Source organism: Paraburkholderia sp. UCT31 (genome assembly GCF_014397655.1).
In the GTDB taxonomy this organism is placed as follows: Bacteria; Pseudomonadota; Gammaproteobacteria; order Burkholderiales; family Burkholderiaceae; genus Paraburkholderia; species Paraburkholderia tuberum.
In genome coordinates, this window is record NZ_VZQP01000006.1 from 134,015 (window position 1) to 150,388 (window position 16,374).

Annotated in this window: 11 protein-coding genes; 1 reads left to right on the forward strand and 10 read right to left on the reverse strand. The window is 64.6% G+C overall.

Features of this window, described 5'->3' with window-relative positions:
• Positions 1–54: 54 nt before the first annotated feature.
• The 5 genes from F6X40_RS06525 to F6X40_RS06545 all read right to left on the reverse strand — a co-directional run bounded on the left by F6X40_RS06525 (position 55) and on the right by F6X40_RS06545 (position 5,256).
• Entirely contained in the window at positions 55–546 is a 492-nt protein-coding gene (locus F6X40_RS06525) for an Lrp/AsnC family transcriptional regulator (RefSeq protein WP_187610663.1), read from the reverse strand.
• Between the two features lie 7 nt (positions 547–553).
• Entirely contained in the window at positions 554–1,591 is a 1,038-nt protein-coding gene (gene doeB / locus F6X40_RS06530) for a N(2)-acetyl-L-2,4-diaminobutanoate deacetylase DoeB (protein WP_187627199.1), read from the reverse strand.
• A gap of 53 nt (positions 1,592–1,644) precedes the next feature.
• Positions 1,645–2,649, reverse strand: a complete 1,005-nt coding sequence (locus F6X40_RS06535) for a cyclodeaminase (protein ID WP_187627200.1) — start codon at positions 2,647–2,649, stop codon at positions 1,645–1,647.
• The gene (gene eutB / locus F6X40_RS06540; protein WP_187627201.1) at positions 2,646–3,677 is read right to left on the reverse strand and encodes a hydroxyectoine utilization dehydratase EutB; all 1,032 of its coding nucleotides are present in this window, start codon (positions 3,675–3,677) and stop codon (positions 2,646–2,648) included. Before eutB ends, F6X40_RS06535 begins: the two co-directional genes overlap by 4 nt.
• 181 nt (positions 3,678–3,858) lie before the next feature.
• Positions 3,859–5,256, reverse strand: a complete 1,398-nt coding sequence (locus F6X40_RS06545; protein WP_187627202.1) for a PLP-dependent aminotransferase family protein — start codon at positions 5,254–5,256, stop codon at positions 3,859–3,861.
• 404 nt (positions 5,257–5,660) lie between these two features.
• On the opposite strand from F6X40_RS06545, the gene F6X40_RS06550 reads away from it, so the two are divergent.
• Positions 5,661–7,076: a PQQ-dependent sugar dehydrogenase gene (locus F6X40_RS06550; RefSeq protein ID WP_184070246.1), complete on the forward strand. Its 1,416-nt coding sequence runs from the start codon at positions 5,661–5,663 to the stop codon at positions 7,074–7,076.
• Between the two features lie 20 nt (positions 7,077–7,096).
• Here F6X40_RS06550 and F6X40_RS06555 read toward each other — a convergent pair whose 3' ends face one another.
• From F6X40_RS06555 to F6X40_RS06575, 5 genes are read right to left on the reverse strand one after another with little or no spacing between them, the layout of a single operon-like run.
• Positions 7,097–7,633 (reverse strand): chromate transporter, encoded by a 537-nt coding sequence (locus F6X40_RS06555; protein ID WP_187627203.1) that lies wholly within the window; start codon positions 7,631–7,633, stop codon positions 7,097–7,099.
• Between the two features lie 44 nt (positions 7,634–7,677).
• Positions 7,678–8,304, reverse strand: coding sequence for a chromate transporter (locus F6X40_RS06560; RefSeq protein ID WP_187627204.1), 627 nt, complete (start codon positions 8,302–8,304; stop codon positions 7,678–7,680).
• A 9-nt stretch (positions 8,305–8,313) separates the two neighbouring features.
• Positions 8,314–9,906, reverse strand: coding sequence for an efflux transporter outer membrane subunit (locus F6X40_RS06565; RefSeq protein ID WP_187627205.1), 1,593 nt, complete (start codon positions 9,904–9,906; stop codon positions 8,314–8,316).
• Complete coding sequence (locus F6X40_RS06570) at positions 9,903–13,220, reverse strand: efflux RND transporter permease subunit (protein ID WP_187627206.1); 3,318 nt, start codon at positions 13,218–13,220, stop codon at positions 9,903–9,905. Before F6X40_RS06570 ends, F6X40_RS06565 begins: the two co-directional genes overlap by 4 nt.
• Entirely contained in the window at positions 13,217–16,372 is a 3,156-nt protein-coding gene (locus F6X40_RS06575; protein WP_187627207.1) for an efflux RND transporter permease subunit, read from the reverse strand. The genes F6X40_RS06570 and F6X40_RS06575 overlap by 4 nt, the downstream gene beginning before the upstream one ends.
• Between the last annotated feature and the right edge of the window lie 2 nt (positions 16,373–16,374).

Here is a 16,374-nt window from a genome sequence, read left to right on the forward strand (position 1 = left end):
TCGTTTTTTCGGGTGGGGCTTTTCGTCGTAAGTCGATCGCAAGTAGCGCGCCACTCAGCCGTTCTCGCCAATCGATTGTTCCGCCCATTCGGGCAAGCCTTCGGCCCCGCTTTTCACCACCTTCGTGACGATATAGGTGAAGTACTTTTCGATGCCCAATTCGTCGGTGAGCAACGTATCGATGAAGCGCTGATAGTGGTCGATATCGCGCGACAGCACCTGCATCACATAGTCGACACCGCCACCCGTCGCGAGGCATTGCACGACTTCGGGCGCGGCCGCGATGCGCTCCTCGAAACGCCTCATGTCCGGCGCCGTATGACGCGCGAGCGTGACCTCGACCACCACGCGGCTGCCCTTGAACGCGCGCACCCAATCGATATCCGCGCGATACCCGCGAATCACGCCCTCTTCTTCGAGGCGCTTCACGCGCTCCCATGCCGGCGAAATCGACAGATTGATTTCTTCGGCGAGGCGCGACTTCGTGATGCGTCCATCGCTCGCGAGAATGCGCAAAATCGCGAGATCGTAGCGGTCGAATTTCATCGCGCGTTCAGACCGTTACCGGTATGCCTCGTTCGAGCACGTCGGCGACCACCGCGACCGTGTCGCCGCTCTGCACGAGCCCCGGAAAATGCCGCGCGGCCAGCATGCCGCCGCGTCGCGCGCGATATTCGATCGGCGCGGCGCCGGTGCGCTTCGCGTCGTAAATCCGCGCGATCACCTCGCCCCCCTCGACCATGTCGCCGAGGTCCTTGCACAGTTCGAGCAGGCCGTCGTGCTCGCTCGTGGTGTAGCAGGTGCCGTCGGGCATATCGAGCAGCGTCGTCGTGCGCGGCGCGCTCGCCCTCGAGTGACCCATTGCTTCGTCTTGCCTGACGATTCCCGCATGCTGTAGAAAGCCGCGCACACCACGCTCCGTAATCGCCACGCTCTGCACGGTCGCCGTGCCGCCGCCCCCGAGTTCGGTCGACACGAACACCTTGCCCGCTTCCTCGACGGCCGTGTCGTAAAGGCCGACGCTGTCGAGTTCGAGCATTCGCATCGAGTACGGCGCGCCGAATGCGCGCATCGCTGCCTCGCAGCGCGCCTGCTGCGTCGCGTCGGGCAGCACGTGAATCGCGGCGAACGGCACGAAGTCGAGCGTGCGGCCACCCGCGTGCAGATCGAGCACATAGTCGGCGAGCGGCAGCAGATAGCGCTGAAAATAATCGGCGATCTTCTCGGTCACGGTGCCGTCCGGCTTGCCCGGAAAGCTGCGATTCAGATTGCCGTGATCGATCGGCGACGTGCGCGTGCCCGCGCGAAACGCCGGAAAATTCATGAACGGCACGATGATCACGCGCCCGCGTACGTCACTCGCCTTCAACGTGGCGGCGAGCTTCGACAGCGCAATCGGCCCTTCGTATTCGTCACCGTGATTGCCGCCCGTTAGCAGCGCGGTCGGTCCCTCGCCGTTGCGGATCACGGTGATGGGGATCATCTCCGCGCCCCATGCGGAGACGTCGTGCGAATGAGGCAGCTTCAGGAAACCATGCTGTTCGCCGTCGGCATTGAAATCGACCGTCGGTTGAATCGGGGATGCCCGCATCTGTACTACTCCTTCGTGAGCCGCTGGCGCGGCGTATTGCCGTTCATCGCGCGTCATTTAGGCGGCGCGTCGTTGCCAAATGTCGTTCCCGCCTTCGCGGCACGCGCGCGCTGCAATGCGAGCGCGGCGATAGCGGTGTCCTGCGCGCCGGTTCCGGTCAGATCGCAGATCGTCACGTCGGCGTCGCTCGTGCGGCCCGCGGCCTGTTTCGCGATCACCTGGCCCAATTCGACGATCGCCGCATCGTCACGCATCGTGCCCGCGGCGAGCGCGTGATGCAGTTCGCCGAGCACGCGCGTTTGCTGCGCGCGGTCGCACACGTAGCGCGCCGCCGCCAGCACGGCCGGCGCGATTTCGTTCTTGTGCTCGGCGTCCGAACCCATCGCGGTGATGTGCAGGCCCGGATGCAGATCGGCGGCTTCGATCAGCGGCGTGCGGCTCGGCGTGGTGGTAATCGCGACGTCCGCTTCGGCGAGCGCGTCATGAACGCTGGCCGCGACATCGCATCGCACGCCGGGCGTGTCGTTCACTTGCGCGGAGAAACGCAGCGCGCTCGCCGCGTCGCGCGCCCAGACGCGTACGTGTTCGACGCGGCGCACCAGCATCAAGGCCCGCAGTTGCAGACGCGCCTGCTCGCCCGCGCCGATCACCGCGACCTGCGGCGTGTGCGCTTTCGCGAGCCAGCGCGCCGCGACCGCGCCGGCGGCCGCCGTGCGTATCGCGGTCAGATAGCCGTTGTCGAGCAGCACCGCTTCGGTCAGCCCGGTCTTCGCCGACAACACCAGCATCAGACCATTCAGGCTCGGCAGACCGAGCGACGGGTTGTCGAAGAAGCCTGGACTGACCTTGATCGCGAAGCTGTCGAGGCGCGGCAGCCACGCGGTCTTCACGTCGACTTCGCCGTTATGCGCGGGCAGATCGAGCCGCAGGATCGGCGGCATCGCGACCGCCTCGGTCGCGAGCGCGACAAAGGCGGCTTCGATCTGATCGATGGCCGCGAGATCGAGCGGCACGAGTTTGCGAAGCTCGGCTTCGCCAAGGAGCGTGATCGAGGTCATGATGGGGTGTGTGAGTTCGGTGACGGCGCGGCTTGCGAGGTTTCGTTGCCGATGATCCGCCGGTGCAGATTCATATCGATGTTCGCGCCCGTCACGACGAGCACGAGCGGCCCGCGCGCGATGCGTTCAGCGGGCAGCGCGTGATCGAGCACCGCGGCAATCCCCACCGCCGCCGCGCCTTCGACGACGAGCCGTTCCTGCCGATACGCATGCGCGATGCCGCGCGCGATCGACGCCTCGTCGAGCAGCACGGTCTCGTCGATCAGATCGCGCGTCAGCGCATACGTATAGCGGTTTTCGAGTCCGATGCCGCCGCCGAGCGAATCGGCGAGCGTGTCGACTTCCTCGACCAGCACCGGCCGTCCGACCGCGAGACTCGCATGCATCGCGGCGCCGCGCGCCATCGTGACGCCTGTCAAGCCAATCGTGGGATTGGTGCTTTTCGCCGCGAGCGCGATGCCGGCAAACAGCCCGCCGCCCGACAACGGCACGACGATGTTCGCGACATCGGGCAAGGCCTCGACGATTTCGAGTCCGATCGTGCCCTGTCCGGCGATCACGCGCGGATCGTCGAATGGCGGCACGTATGCATAGCCTTCTTCGCGCGCGAGCCGCAATGCTTCGTGCTCGGCCTCGTCCTGACTTTGGCCGGTAATGCGCACGTGCGCGCCGAGCGCCCGTACCGCGTCGACCTTGTTGGCGGGCACGAGGCGCGACAGACACACGGTCGCGTCCATACCGAGCGCGCGCGCCGCATGCGCGAGCGCGCGGCCATGATTACCGGTCGATGCGGTCACCACGCGAGTGCAGCCCTGCTCGGCCAACTGCGCGAGCGCATTGGTCGCGCCGCGCAGCTTGAAGCTGCCGGTCGGCTGCACGGTTTCGAGCTTCAGATAAACCGGTGTGCCCGCGTGCGCCGACAGACTCGGCGATTCGACGAGCGGCGTACGGCATACGCGAGCGTCGATACGGCTGCGCGCGCGATAAATGTCGGCTAACGAAAGATTGGCTAACGATGGAACGGACATGCACCAGGCCCTGCATCAAAGAGGTCGATTCGCTATTCGATGCGGGCACGGCTATCACAGATAAACGCAGTGACTCGCGGCCGCATCGCTTTCCATGCAGCCTAGTCTAGTGTTCTAGAAAAGGATTTTTATTGTCCTAGTTCATTTCGGTCAGCGTTACGCAATTCGCGCACCGGCGCGATCAGGTGAAATCGTGCACCTGCGGGTACTGTTCGAACACGTCGCGCATCGTTTCGAGCGCGGCTTTATAGGCGTCTTCGCTGACCTCGGCGCCGACGCAAACCCGCACCGCGTTGGGCCGGTCGGCGTCGCGCACGAGAAACGGATCGGGCGACGTGACTGCGATGTCGCGGTTGCGCAGTTCGCGCACCAGCCGATCGGTGCGCCAGTGATCGGGCACCCGCAGCCACGCCGATAGCGCCTGCGGATGCGCGCCCAGGACATATTTACCGAGCGTCTGCTGCAATTGCGACTGACGCCGCCCGAGCCGCTCGCGCTGAATTTCGACGAGCCGCGCGGCCGTGCCGTCGACGATCCAGCGCGTGGCGATCTCGGCCATTGGCGGCGTCGCCATCCAACTGCTCACGCGCAGCACGCTCTCGGCGCGCAGCGCGAGCCGGCGCGGCGTCGTCATATAACCGATGCGCAAGCCGGCCATCACCGACTTCGTGAAACTCGTGCAGTAGAACGAAAGATCCGGAATCAGGCTAGAAATGGGCGTGCAATGTTTGGCCGGCAACGGCCCGTACACGTCGTCCTCGATCACGTATACGCCATAGCGTTCGGCGATTTTCGCAATCGCGCGACGCCGCGAATCGGGCATCAACGCGACGGTCGGATTGTTCAGCGTCGGTGTGCAGACGAGCGCCGAGATGCGCTCGCTGTCGCACATCTCCTCGAAATGCTCGGGGTGAATACCGTACTCGTCGATCTCGAGGCCCTTCAGCGTGAAGCCGAGCACGTTGGCCGAACCTATCACGCCGTGATCCGTCAGGCTTTCGCACAGCACGGTGTCGCCCGGCCCCACCAGCGAAGCGAGCGCGAGAAAAATGCCGTGGGCGGCGCCGTTCGTGACGAGCAGCGTATCGGCCGAAGCCGGCATGCCGAGCGACGCGAGCCATGCAATACCCGCCTGGCGATGATGCTCGAAGCCCGCGATCGGCCGGAACGCGCGAATCCACGGCTGATCGTCGAGCGTCGACAGCGTCGCGCAGACCTTGCGCCACATCGCGTCATGCTCGGACGTGTGAATGATGCGCGCGATCGAAAAGTCGACCACCGAACGCTCGGCCGTATCGAGCATGTAGCTCGACATCGTTTCGGTGACGCGAGCCGCGACGAAGCTGCCGCGCCCGACCTCGCAGCGGATCAGGCCTTGCCGCTCCAGTTCCTTGTACGCGTTGGTCACGGTCTGCACGCTGATCGCGAGTTCGGCGGCGACGTCGCGCTGCGGCGGCAGGCGCGCGCCCGGCGGCAGCGACGTGCTCTCGATGTCGCCGGCAATCGCCTTGACCAGTCGCTTGTATTTCGATTCCACGCCGTGCACCGCGCGCACGGCCTCGCGCCACTGCTCGATCACCGCTGCTCCTATGTTGTGGTGGATGCTGGCTCCGTGAGGAGTCGGCGTCGTCTCGCTTGATCTCCCATAGTGCGGCAGAAACGGGGGAGGAAATTAATGTCCTAGGGCATTTAACGCGAAGAAATGTGGGGCAGGATCTCGCCAAGCGGCGCCATCCAAGGATGACGATTGAACGAGGCCACCTATTCCAGCGTCGCCAGTTCAACATGGAAAACGCGTGAGTGGACGTTATGCGGCTTGCGCGAGGTGGCGTGCGGCGGCAGAGAATTGGCCACCATTCGCGGGTGTGAGTCCTATCATTCAACCATTCACAATTCGCGAATCGCGATGCACATACAGCGGTCAATGCTCCGGTCTTACGTCTGCTGGTGTTTTTGTATTCAACTCGCGAACAGGAGGATAAGGTGTCGCCCCGTGTTTTCTGGCGGGCAACTCAGACCCGCGTGATCGTCATACTGGCAGCGCTGCTGGGGTTGGCATGTTTCGCCGATCCGGCGCACGCCGATCCTCCCAGGAACCCTGGTGTACCGACCTCCGTCGCCATTGGGCAATCGGTCACATGTCAGCCCGTCTCCACGACCCGGCCGCAGCCGGTGCTTCCAAAGGGATTTACAGAGCGGATTTTATACAGCGGTTGTCTCAATCAGCCGACGGCAATCAGTTTCAACGCAAGCCAGACCAGGGTCTTCATCGCCGAAAAAGGCGGCAGGGTTTGGAATTGCGACCTGGCGACGCCTACCTGTACGTTGATTGCCGACCTCAGCAATGAAGTCTGCAACGATGTCGACCGGGGACTTCTCGGGATTGCGGTCGATCCTCGGAACGACGGCAAAATTTACGTGCTTTACACGACGCCTCCAGCTACAGGCGCCTGTAGCGGAAACGTTCTGACTCACGGCCAGCTTTCGCTGCTGACAACGGCGGGAGCGGGCACGACCGAAACGAAGATCCTCCCTCCCGCAGGGTCAGGCAATCAAACGTGGTGTTTTTTCTACACGTCTCACAGTATTGGCGGACTAGTCTTCGGAGTTGACAACAGAACGCTGTACGTTAGCGCTGGCGACGGCGCGAGCTTCGATCAGGTGGACTACGGACAGTTGGATACTGCGTGCGGCGATGGCACGAATCTGCCGCAGGGCGCATTTCGCAGTCAAGGCGTGTCTCCATATAGCGACGGCGCTGTTCTCCGGATCACGAACCCGGGTTCGACAACTCAAAGCGTTGCCCTGGTTGCGCAAGGCTTACGCAATCCGTTCCGGTTCGCCCGCCTGCCTGGTAGTACGGACGAGCTGTATATCGGCAATGTGGGCTGGAACAGTTGGGAGGCAATCGATCATGTCACTGTCGACGGCCAAGACTTCGGCTGGCCGTGCTACGAAGGATGGAGCCCTGGCGCCAACTTCGCTGCGGCTCCCGAGCCCGACTATCAAAATACGGGCTACTGCGGAAAGTTCGTGGGTGCCACGGCGCCGTTTTATGCGTACGCTCACACGAGCTACATTTCAGCCGATGACAGTCGTGGAAGAACCTGCGGCGGCAAGCGGAACGGCGGAGGGCCGGACCAGAACGGCAGTGTCATCTCTGCGATCGGGTTTACCGACGATACGAGCACAACCTACCCTGCTCAATTCAAAAACGCACTGTACTTTGGTGATCTTCTGCGGCAATGCATCTGGACCATGCAACCTCCGAACAATGTGCCCCAGACTTTCGCAAGGGGTCTGCAGGGAGGACCGGTGGATCTGAAGGCGGGCCAGAATGGCGACCTGTTCTACGTGGATCTCGTGACCAGTACGATCAGGCGAATTACACACAACTAGGAAGAAGTATCGGTGGCGCGCTACAGCAACCCCGCAACATGCGCCACCACAAACACAACCGCGCCGCCCGCGATCAGCACCAATGCATTGATACGCGTCGTCATCACGAGCACGGTCGCGATGGCCGCGGTGAGCCACGCAATCCACCCGCCTTCGAGCTCCTTGATCAGCACATAGACGGCCGCGAGAATCAACCCGGCAGCCACCGGCCGCAACCCGGCCTGCAACGCATTCAGCCAGCGCGCGCCTTCGTGCCGGTTCCATACGTGCACGACGCCATACATCAGAAACGCAGTCGGCCCAAATAGCGCGACGGTCGCGACGAGCGCGCCACCGAGTCCGCCGACCTGATAGCCAATCAGCGTCGCGAGCAGCGAGCCAGGACCGGGCGCGAGCCGCGCGATCGCGAAGTCGCTGAGAAATTGCGCATGGGTCATCCAGTGATGCACGTCGACGACCTGGCGCTGCACTTCGGGAATGATCCCCTGCCCGCCACCGACGGTGACGATCGACAGCGGCGCGAACACCGAAAACAGGGCGATAAGAGTTCTGAACACGGCAGAAGCTTTTGTGGAGTTTGACTAGCGGCGATAAAAGCCGATCAGGGCTGGCGCGCCTCGCGCACGTATTCATAGCCGACGCTCAACGCGCCGGCGATCAGCACGGTCCACACCAGCGATACGCGAAACACCGCCGCAGCCGCGAACGTCGCGAGCAGCACCAGATACGGAAACACGCGACGCGGCAGCCGGCGTGCGGCGGTGATCGCCATCGACAGCGACAGTCCGATCGCGCCGGCCGCGGCGCCAGCGAGCGCGATATGCGTGAGCGGAAACGATGCGATCGCCGAGAAGAACGCGCCGAGCAGAATGATCACGACGGCCGCCGGAAAGATGATGCCGCAGAATCCCGCAACAGCACCGCGCCAGCCGAGCAGCCGGTAGCCGATCCAGATCGCCAGATTCTTCACATTGACACCGGGCAGCGCCTGCGACAACGCGAGGCCGTTGAGAAATTCGTCTTCGCTCATCCAGTGGCGGTCGTGCACGAACTCGCGCATGAACCAGCCGCTCAGTCCGCCGCCGAAACTCGTCAGACCGATGCGGGCGAAGATCAGAAAGAGGCCGAGCGAGGTCAATTCGCGCGGCGGTGGTGCGTGGTGTGACGCGTCGTCTTCGGGTGTCGATACCGGGTCGCTGACGTCTTGCCCGTGGATGCCTTTGGCCAATGCTCGTCCTTAGTCGATTTGATCGTGCCGCACTTGCCGCGCGCCCGGCATGATAGCCGCAGACGTAGCCGATGAAGCAGACGCAGCCGAAGGCGAGGGAGCCGCCGCCGGATGCCGCGGATCATGCAGCTCATCGGTCGACCACCCGCCGCCCAGATCGCCAAACAACGACGCCGCGTGCAGCAAGCGCGATTCCTGCACGTTCAGCGCGGTCTGCCGCGTCGTCAATTGCGTCGCTTGCGCAATCGCGACCGTCGTGTAATCGACGGTGCCCGCCTGGTATTCGTTGAACGCGATCTCCGCGCCACGGTCCGCGTCGCGCACCGCCGTTTCGAGCACGAGCGCCTGCTCGGCGAGAATGCGCAGGCCGGACAGATCGTCCTCGACGTTCTGGAACGCGCCCAGCACCGTGCCGCGATAGTTGGCAACGGCCGCGTCGTAGGCCGCCTTCGCCGCGTCGACATCCGCGCTGCGCAGGCCGCCGTCGAACAGCGTCTCGGTCGCGCTGCCGCCGAGCGACCACACGTAGTTCGCGGCCTTCAGCAGACCGGACAGCGGCGACTGCGTGAATCCGGCCACGGCCGACAGCGAGATGTCCGGGTAATACGCGGCCACCTCGACGCCGATCGCCGCATTCTGCGCGGCCATCTTGCGCTCGGCGGCGGCGATGTCGGGGCGGCGTTCGAGCAGCGTCGACGGCACGCCGACCGGCGCCGACGGCAGCGCCGGCATCGCGGTGCTATGCGTGATCGACAGCTCTTCCGGGTTCTTGCCGACCAGCACCGCGATCGCATGCGCGTTCTGCGCGCGCGCGACGCCGAGCGCGATCAGATCGGACTTCGCGGTATTCAACTGGCTGCGCGCGGTGATCACGTCGCTCGGCGGAATCGTGCCCGCGCGATCCTGCTCGGTGACGACGTCGAGATAGTGCTGATACGCGACGACCGTTTGCTGCAGCAGGTCGATGTTCGCGTCGCTGGTGCGCAGCTCGATGATCGCGGTCGCGAGCGCGACCTGCTCGGAGAGCGTCGCATTCGCGAGCGTCGCTTCGCTCGACTGCGCACTCGCGGCGTTTTCCTCGACGGTGCGGCGCACCTGGCCCCACAGGTCCGGCGCCCAGCTCACGTTGCCTTCCAGCGAGCCCGAATTGACGATGCGCGTCGCCGTACCATTGACGAAGCTTCCCGAGGCACTGACCGAACCGCTGCTCGCGCGTTCGCGCGTCGCCGAACCGGTAGCGCCGATGGTCGGAAACAGGGCCGCGTGCGCGGCGCGCACTTCGGCGAGCGCTTGCTGGTAGTTCGCGTAGTCCACGCGCACGGTCTGGTTCGACACCGCGACGAGCGGTTCGAGTTCGTCGATCAACGGATCGTTGAACGCGCTCCACCATGTGCCCTTCGGGCCGGTCGCGTTCGGCTCGGCCTGGGTCCAGCCCGGCAGTTCCGAGTACGTGGCGGGCACGCTGACCTGCGGCCGGTGATAGTCCGGGCCGACCACGCAGCCGGCGTTGAACAGCGCCAGCATCGCGACGGCGAGCGTCGCGATGCTCGGCAACCCGGCGCGAGACCCTGTCATTCGTTCAGTCGAAATCTTCATCGTCATGCCTTCGTATCCGCTTGTCCCGGCTTCGCGTCGCGGTTCCAGCGCAGCCCCGCGGACCATCTGACCAGCCGTGCACGCAGACGGTCGAGATACAGATAAATCACCGGCGTCGTATAGAGCGTAAACATCTGGCTCAGGATCAGCCCGCCCATCACCGTGATACCGAGCGGCTGGCGCAGCGAGCCGCCCTGGCCCATGCCGACCGCGAGCGGCACCGCGCCGAGCACGGCCGCGAACGTCGTCATCATGATCGGCCGCAGACGGATCAGCGCGGCCGCGTGGATTGCGTCGCGCGCGGGCATCTGTTGCTGGCGCTGCAACTGGATCGCGACGTCGACCATCATGATGCCGTTCTTCTTGACGATACCGATCAGCAGGATGATGCCGATCATCGCGATCACCGAGAACGGCGTGCCGAAGATCAGCAGCGCGAGCGTCGCGCCGATGCCCGCGGATGGCAGCGTCGACAGAATCGTCAGCGGGTGGATCGAGCTCTCGTACAGCACGCCGAGCACGATGTAGACGACGCCGAGCGCCGCGAGAATCAGCAGCGGCACCACGCCCATCGACTGCGAATAGGCCGCCGCCGCGCCCGCGAACGAGCCGTGGATGCTCGCGGGCATGCCGATCTCGCGGATCGTTTCGTTGATCGCCTCGCCCGCCTGGCTCAGCGACCCGCCGGCCGGCAGGTTGAACGAGATCGTCGCGGCGACGAGCCCGCTCTGGTGGTTCACCTGCGTCGACGTATGGCTGTTCCTATACGAGGTCAGCACCGACAGCGGCACCATCGTTTCGGCAGCCGTGCTGTCCGCGCTACCGGTCGAACTGCCGCCCTTGCTGTTGGCGATGCTGTTGTTGGTCGCGTTCGACTGCGCGTCCGAGTTGCGCGAGTTCGTGTTCGACGACGTGCCGGTCGTGGTCGCGGTAGTCGTCGTCGCCGACACCGTGCCGCGCGGCATCCGTGTCGCGGCCGTGCCGGTCGGATTGCCGGCGGACGTGCTCAGATAGATCCGGTTCAGCGTCTCTGGATACTGCCAGTACTCTGGCGCGACCTCCATCACGACGAAGTACTGGTTCAGCGGGTTGTAGATCGTCGACACGGTGCGCTGGCCGAACGCGTCGTACAGCACGTTGTCGATCTGATTCGGCGCAAAGCCGTAGCGCGCGGCGGTCGCGCGATTGATCGTCAGGTAGGTCTGCAGGCCGTTCTGCTGCAAGTCGGAGTTCACGTCGAGCAGCCGCCCGCGCTCCTTCGACAACGCGGCGACGAGCTTCGGCGTCCACGCAAACAGCGCGGCGGAATCGTCGCTCGTCAGCGTGTACTGGTACTCGGCCGCCGATTGCCGCCCGCCGATGCGCAAATCCTGCTGCGCCTGCAGAAAGAGCCGCGCGCCCGACACTTCGTCGAGCTTCGGCCGCAGCCGGTTGACGACCTGGGTGGCCGTTGCGTGCCGCTGCGACAGCGGCTTCAGCTCGATGAACACATTGGCGGTATTGAGCGCGCGCCCGCCGGTAAAGCCCGCGACGGACTGCACCGCCGGATCCCTTTGCACGATCGACTGCAACTGCGCGAGCTTCTTCTGCATCGCCGTGAACGAAATGCTCTGGTCGGCGATGATCTGCCCGATCACGATGCCGGTGTCCTGCTCGGGGAAGAAGGTGGCCGGCACCAGCTTCAGCAAGAACACGTTGCCGACCAGCAGCGCGAACAGCAGCAGGATCACCAGCAGCGAATGATCGAGCACGGCCGTCAGCGTGCGTGCGTAGACGTCCTTGAAGCGATCGAACTGCCGCTCGATCCACTGTGCCCAGCGCGCTTTCGAATGACCTGCGTTGTCGCGGCTCAGCACGTACGCGCACATCGCGGGCGTGACCGTCAGCGAGATCACCAGCGAAATCAGGATCGCGATCGACAGCGTGATCGCGAACTCATGGAACATCAGTCCGACGATGCCCGGAAACAGGATGATCGGCAGAAACACCGCGATCAGCGACAGGCTCATCGAAATCACCGTGAAGCCGACTTCGCCCGCGCCCTTCAGCGCGGCCTCTTTCGGACCCAACCCCTGCTCCATGTACCGCACGACGTTTTCGAGCACGACGACCGCGTCGTCGACGACGAAGCCGGTGCCGATGGTCAGCGCCATCAGCGACAGATTGTCGATGCTATAGCCGAGCAGATACATCGGCCCGAAGGTGCCGACGATCGACAGCGGCAACGCGACCGCCGGTATGAGCGTCGCGCGCGGCGACTGCAGAAAGATGAACACGACGCCGACCACCAGCAGCATCGCGATGAACAGCGTGCGCTCGGTATCGCTGACCGACGAGGTGACCGACTGCGAGCGATCGATGGCGACATCGACATGCACGCTGCTCGGCAACGTCGCTTCGATCGCCGGCAGCACGTTGCGTATCTGCTGCACCGTGCTGACCACATTGCTGCCCGGCATCGGATAGACGATCACGAGAATCGCCGACTTGCCGTTGAAGAGCCCCGCGTTGCGGATGTTTTCGTTCGAGTCGCGCACCTGGGCGACGTCGCGCAACAGCACCGGCGCGCCGTCGCGATACGCGACCACCAGATCGCGATACGGCGCCGCGTGCGTGATCTGATCGTTCGACGTGACCACGTAGCGCTGATCGCCGACGTCGATATGCCCCTTCGCGCTGTCGGCATTGGCCGCACTGATCGCCGCGCGCACGTCTTCCATGCCGATCCCGTAGCTATTGAGCTTGCCCGGCTGCAACTCGACGCGCACGCTCGGCAACGCGCCGCCGCCGAGCGTGATCTGGCCGACGCCCTGCACCTGCGACAGTTGCTGCTGGATCACCGAATCGGCGGAGTCGTAGAGCTGCGCTTTGGTCAGCGTGTCCGAGGTCAGCGACAGCACCATGATCGGCGCGTCGGCCGGGTTGTACTGGCGGTAGCTCGGATTGCTGCGCAAGGTGGTGGGCAGATCGGCGCGCGCGGCCTGGATCGCCGCCTCGACGTCACGCGCGGCGCCGTTGATGTCGCGCTTCAGGCCGAACTCGACGATGATCAACGACGAGCCGACATAGCTGATCGAGGTCAGCTCCGCGACGTCGGCGATCGTCGCGAGCCGCCGCTCGAGCGGCTCGGCCACCGTCGACGCCATGATGTTCGGGCTCGCGCCGGCCATGTTGGCCTGCACGACGATCACCGGAAACGCGATGTTCGGCAGCGGCGCGACCGGCATGCGGAAATACGCGAGCGTGCCGGAGATCAGGATCGCGATCGCGAGCAGCGTCGTCGCGACCGGCCGCCGGATGAAGATCGCCGGGATGTTCACCGCGTGCCCTCCGCGCCGCCTTCCGGCGGGCGCCCGCCCGGCTCGTCGCCGCCGTTGCGCCTGGCGCGCTCGGCGCGCCAGCGGTTCACGCGCGTGGCCATACGGTCGAAGAACAGATAGATCACCGGCGTCGTGAACAGCGTCAGCACCTGGCTCAGCGTCAGGCCGCCGATGATCGCGAGACCGAGCGGCCGGCGCAGTTCCGAACCGGTGCCGGTGCCGAGCAGCATCGGCAGTGCGCCGAGCATCGCGGCGAACGTCGTCATCAGGATCGGCCGGAAACGCAGCAGCGACGCCTCGAAGATCGCATCGCGCGGCGCCTTGCCATGATTGCGTTCGGCATCGAGCGCGAAGTCGACCATCATGATCGCGTTCTTCTTGACGATGCCGATCAAAAGCACGATGCCGATGATGCCGATCACGTCGAGATCCATACCCGCGAGCATCAGCGAGAGCAGCGCGCCGATACCGGCCGACGGCAGTGTCGACAGGATCGTGACCGGATGGATGAAGCTCTCGTACAGCACGCCGAGCACGATATACACGGCAACGAGCGCCGCGATCAGCAGATAGACCTCGCTGGAGAGCGAATCCTCGAACGCCGCGGTCGCGCCTTGCAGCGACGACGTGATCGACGGCGGCAGGTCGATCGACTGCTCGGCCCGGTGAATCTCCTTGACCGCGGTGCTCAACGATGCGCCCTTCGCGAGATTGAACGACACCGTCACCGACGGAAACTGCGCGAGATGGCTGATCACGAGCGGCGCCTTCCCGATCTGGATCTTCGCAATGCCGGAAAGCGGCACCTGACCCGTGCTGCTGGTCTGGCTCGGCAGATACAGATTGCCGATCGACTGCACGGTCGGCATCGTTTCCGGCTTCGCGACCATAATTACGCGGTACTGGGCCGACTGCTCGAAGATCGTCGACACGATGCGCTGGCCGAGCGCGTCGTACAACGCGTTGTCGATCGTCGCGGGCGTGATGCCGAAGCGCGCGGCCAGTTGCCGGTTCACTTCGACGTTCACGCTGAGGCCGTCGCTATTGAGATCGCTCTGCACGTCCGACAGCGACGGAATCTGCTTCAGGCGCGCGACGAGTTCCGGCACGTACTTCTGGAACGCCTGCTGGCTCGGTCCGCGCAACACGAAGCTGTACTGGTTCGGCGACACGGTCGTGTCGAGCGTCAGGTCCTGCTCGGGCTGCATGAACAGCTTCACGCCGGGCACGTGCGCGACTTCCTGCGCGAGCCGGCGCGCGATTTCCTGGGCGGTGTCCGAACGCTTGTCGCGCTCGCGCAGATTGATCAGGAAGCGTCCGTTGTTCAGCGTCGCGTTGGTGCCGTCGATGCCCACGTACGACGTCAGCGAGACCACGTCCGGATCCTTCAGGACCGCGTCGGCGAGCGCGCTCTGGCGCTGCACCATCGCCGCGTACGACACCGAGTTGTCGGCGACGCTGATGCCCTGGATCACGCCGACGTCCTGCACCGGAAACAGTCCCTTCGGAATCACCACATACAGGATGCCGGTCAGCACCACGGTGGCGATCGCGACCATCAGCGTCAGCGTCTGATGATCGAGCACCCAGCGCAGGCCGCGCTCGTAGGCGGCGAGCGTCTTGTCGAACAGGCCCTCGCTGATGCGCTCGAAGCGGCTCGGATGGCGCTCGGCCTGCGCGCGCAGCATCCGCGCGCACAGCATCGGCACCACCGTCAGCGACACGACCGCCGAAATCACGATCGTGACCGCGAGCGTCACCGCGAACTCGCTGAACAGCCGCCCGATCACGCCGCCCATGAACAGCAGCGGAATCAGCACCGCGATCAGCGAAATAGTCAGCGACAGAATCGTGAAGCCGATCTGCCCCGCGCCTTCGAGGGCGGCTTCGAGCGGCGACATGCCCTCTTCCAGATAGCGCACGATGTTCTCGATCATCACGATCGAGTCGTCGACCACGAAGCCGGTTGCGATGATCAACGCCATCAGCGACAGGTTGTCGATCGAGTAGTTGAGCTGGTACAACACCGCGAGCGTGCCGATCAGCGAGACCGGCACCGAGATGCTCGGAATCAGCGTGGCGGGCACGTTGCGCAGGAACACGAAGATCACCGCGACCACCAGCACGATCGCGAGAATCAGTTCGAACGCCGCGTCCGCGACCGACGCGCGGATCACGCCGGTGCTGTCCGACACCACGGTCACTTTCATGCCGGCCGGCAGCGTCGATTCGAGCTGCGGCAGCTCCTTCATGATCTGGTTGACCGTCTGGATCACGTTCGCGCCCGGCTGGCGCTGCACGTTCAGCACGATCGCGGGCGAGCCGTTGTACCAGGCGCCGCGCTCGACGTCCTGGGCGGCCTGGCTCACGCGCGCGACATCGCGCATGAATACGGGCGAGCCGTTCTGGTAGGCGATTACGGTGTCGAGGTAGTCCTTCGGATCGGTGATCTGATCATTGCCGTTGATCGTGTAGTCGAGATCGGGGCCGTCGAAATTGCCCTTCGGCTGGCTCACGTTCACATAGCTCAGCAGCGTGCGCAGATCGTCGATGTTCAGACCGTAGGCGGCGAGCTTGTGCGGGTCGGCTTCGACGCGGATCGCGGGCACGTTGCCGCCGCTCGTCGTCACGACGCCGACGCCCGCCACTTCCGAGATCTTCGTGCCGAGGCGGTTGTTCGCGACGTCCTCCAGTTGCGTCAGCGACATCGACTTCGAGGTGACCGCGAGCGTCAGAATGGGCTGGTCGGCGGGATTGACCTTTGCGTAGGTCGGCGGCGCCGGCAAGCCAGACGGCAGATAGCTGTTCGCCGCGTTGATCGCCTGCTGCACGTTCTGCTCGGCGATGTCGAGGTTCAGCGACAGATCGAACTGCAGCGTGATCACCGACGCCCCGTCCGAACTGTATGAGGTCATCTGCTGCAGGCCCGGAATCTCGCCGAGCTGCACCTCGAGCGGCGCGGTCACGGTGGTCGCCATCACCGTCGGGCTCGCGCCCGGATAAAAGGTCTGCACCTGAATCGTCGGATAGTCGACGTTCGGCAGCGACGACACCGGCAGCACGCGCATCGCGATCAGACCGACGAGCACGAGCGCGATCATCAGCAGCAGCGTCGCGACCGGGCGAAGAATGAACAGGCGGGAAATGTTCATCG

What these genes read in the sequence shown, in the direction of transcription:
- eutB (WP_187627201.1), bottom strand. Translation starts at nt 3,677, where the DNA reads ATGTCCGTTCCATCGTTAGCCAATCTTTCGTTAGCCGACATTTATCGC.
- F6X40_RS06525 (WP_187610663.1), bottom strand. Translation starts at nt 546, where the DNA reads ATGAAATTCGACCGCTACGATCTCGCGATTTTGCGCATTCTCGCGAGC.
- F6X40_RS06575 (WP_187627207.1), bottom strand. Translation starts at nt 16,372, where the DNA reads ATGAACATTTCCCGCCTGTTCATTCTTCGCCCGGTCGCGACGCTGCTG.
- F6X40_RS06535 (WP_187627200.1), bottom strand. Translation starts at nt 2,649, where the DNA reads ATGACCTCGATCACGCTCCTTGGCGAAGCCGAGCTTCGCAAACTCGTG.
- F6X40_RS06565 (WP_187627205.1), bottom strand. Translation starts at nt 9,906, where the DNA reads ATGACGATGAAGATTTCGACTGAACGAATGACAGGGTCTCGCGCCGGG.
- doeB (WP_187627199.1), bottom strand. Translation starts at nt 1,591, where the DNA reads ATGCGGGCATCCCCGATTCAACCGACGGTCGATTTCAATGCCGACGGC.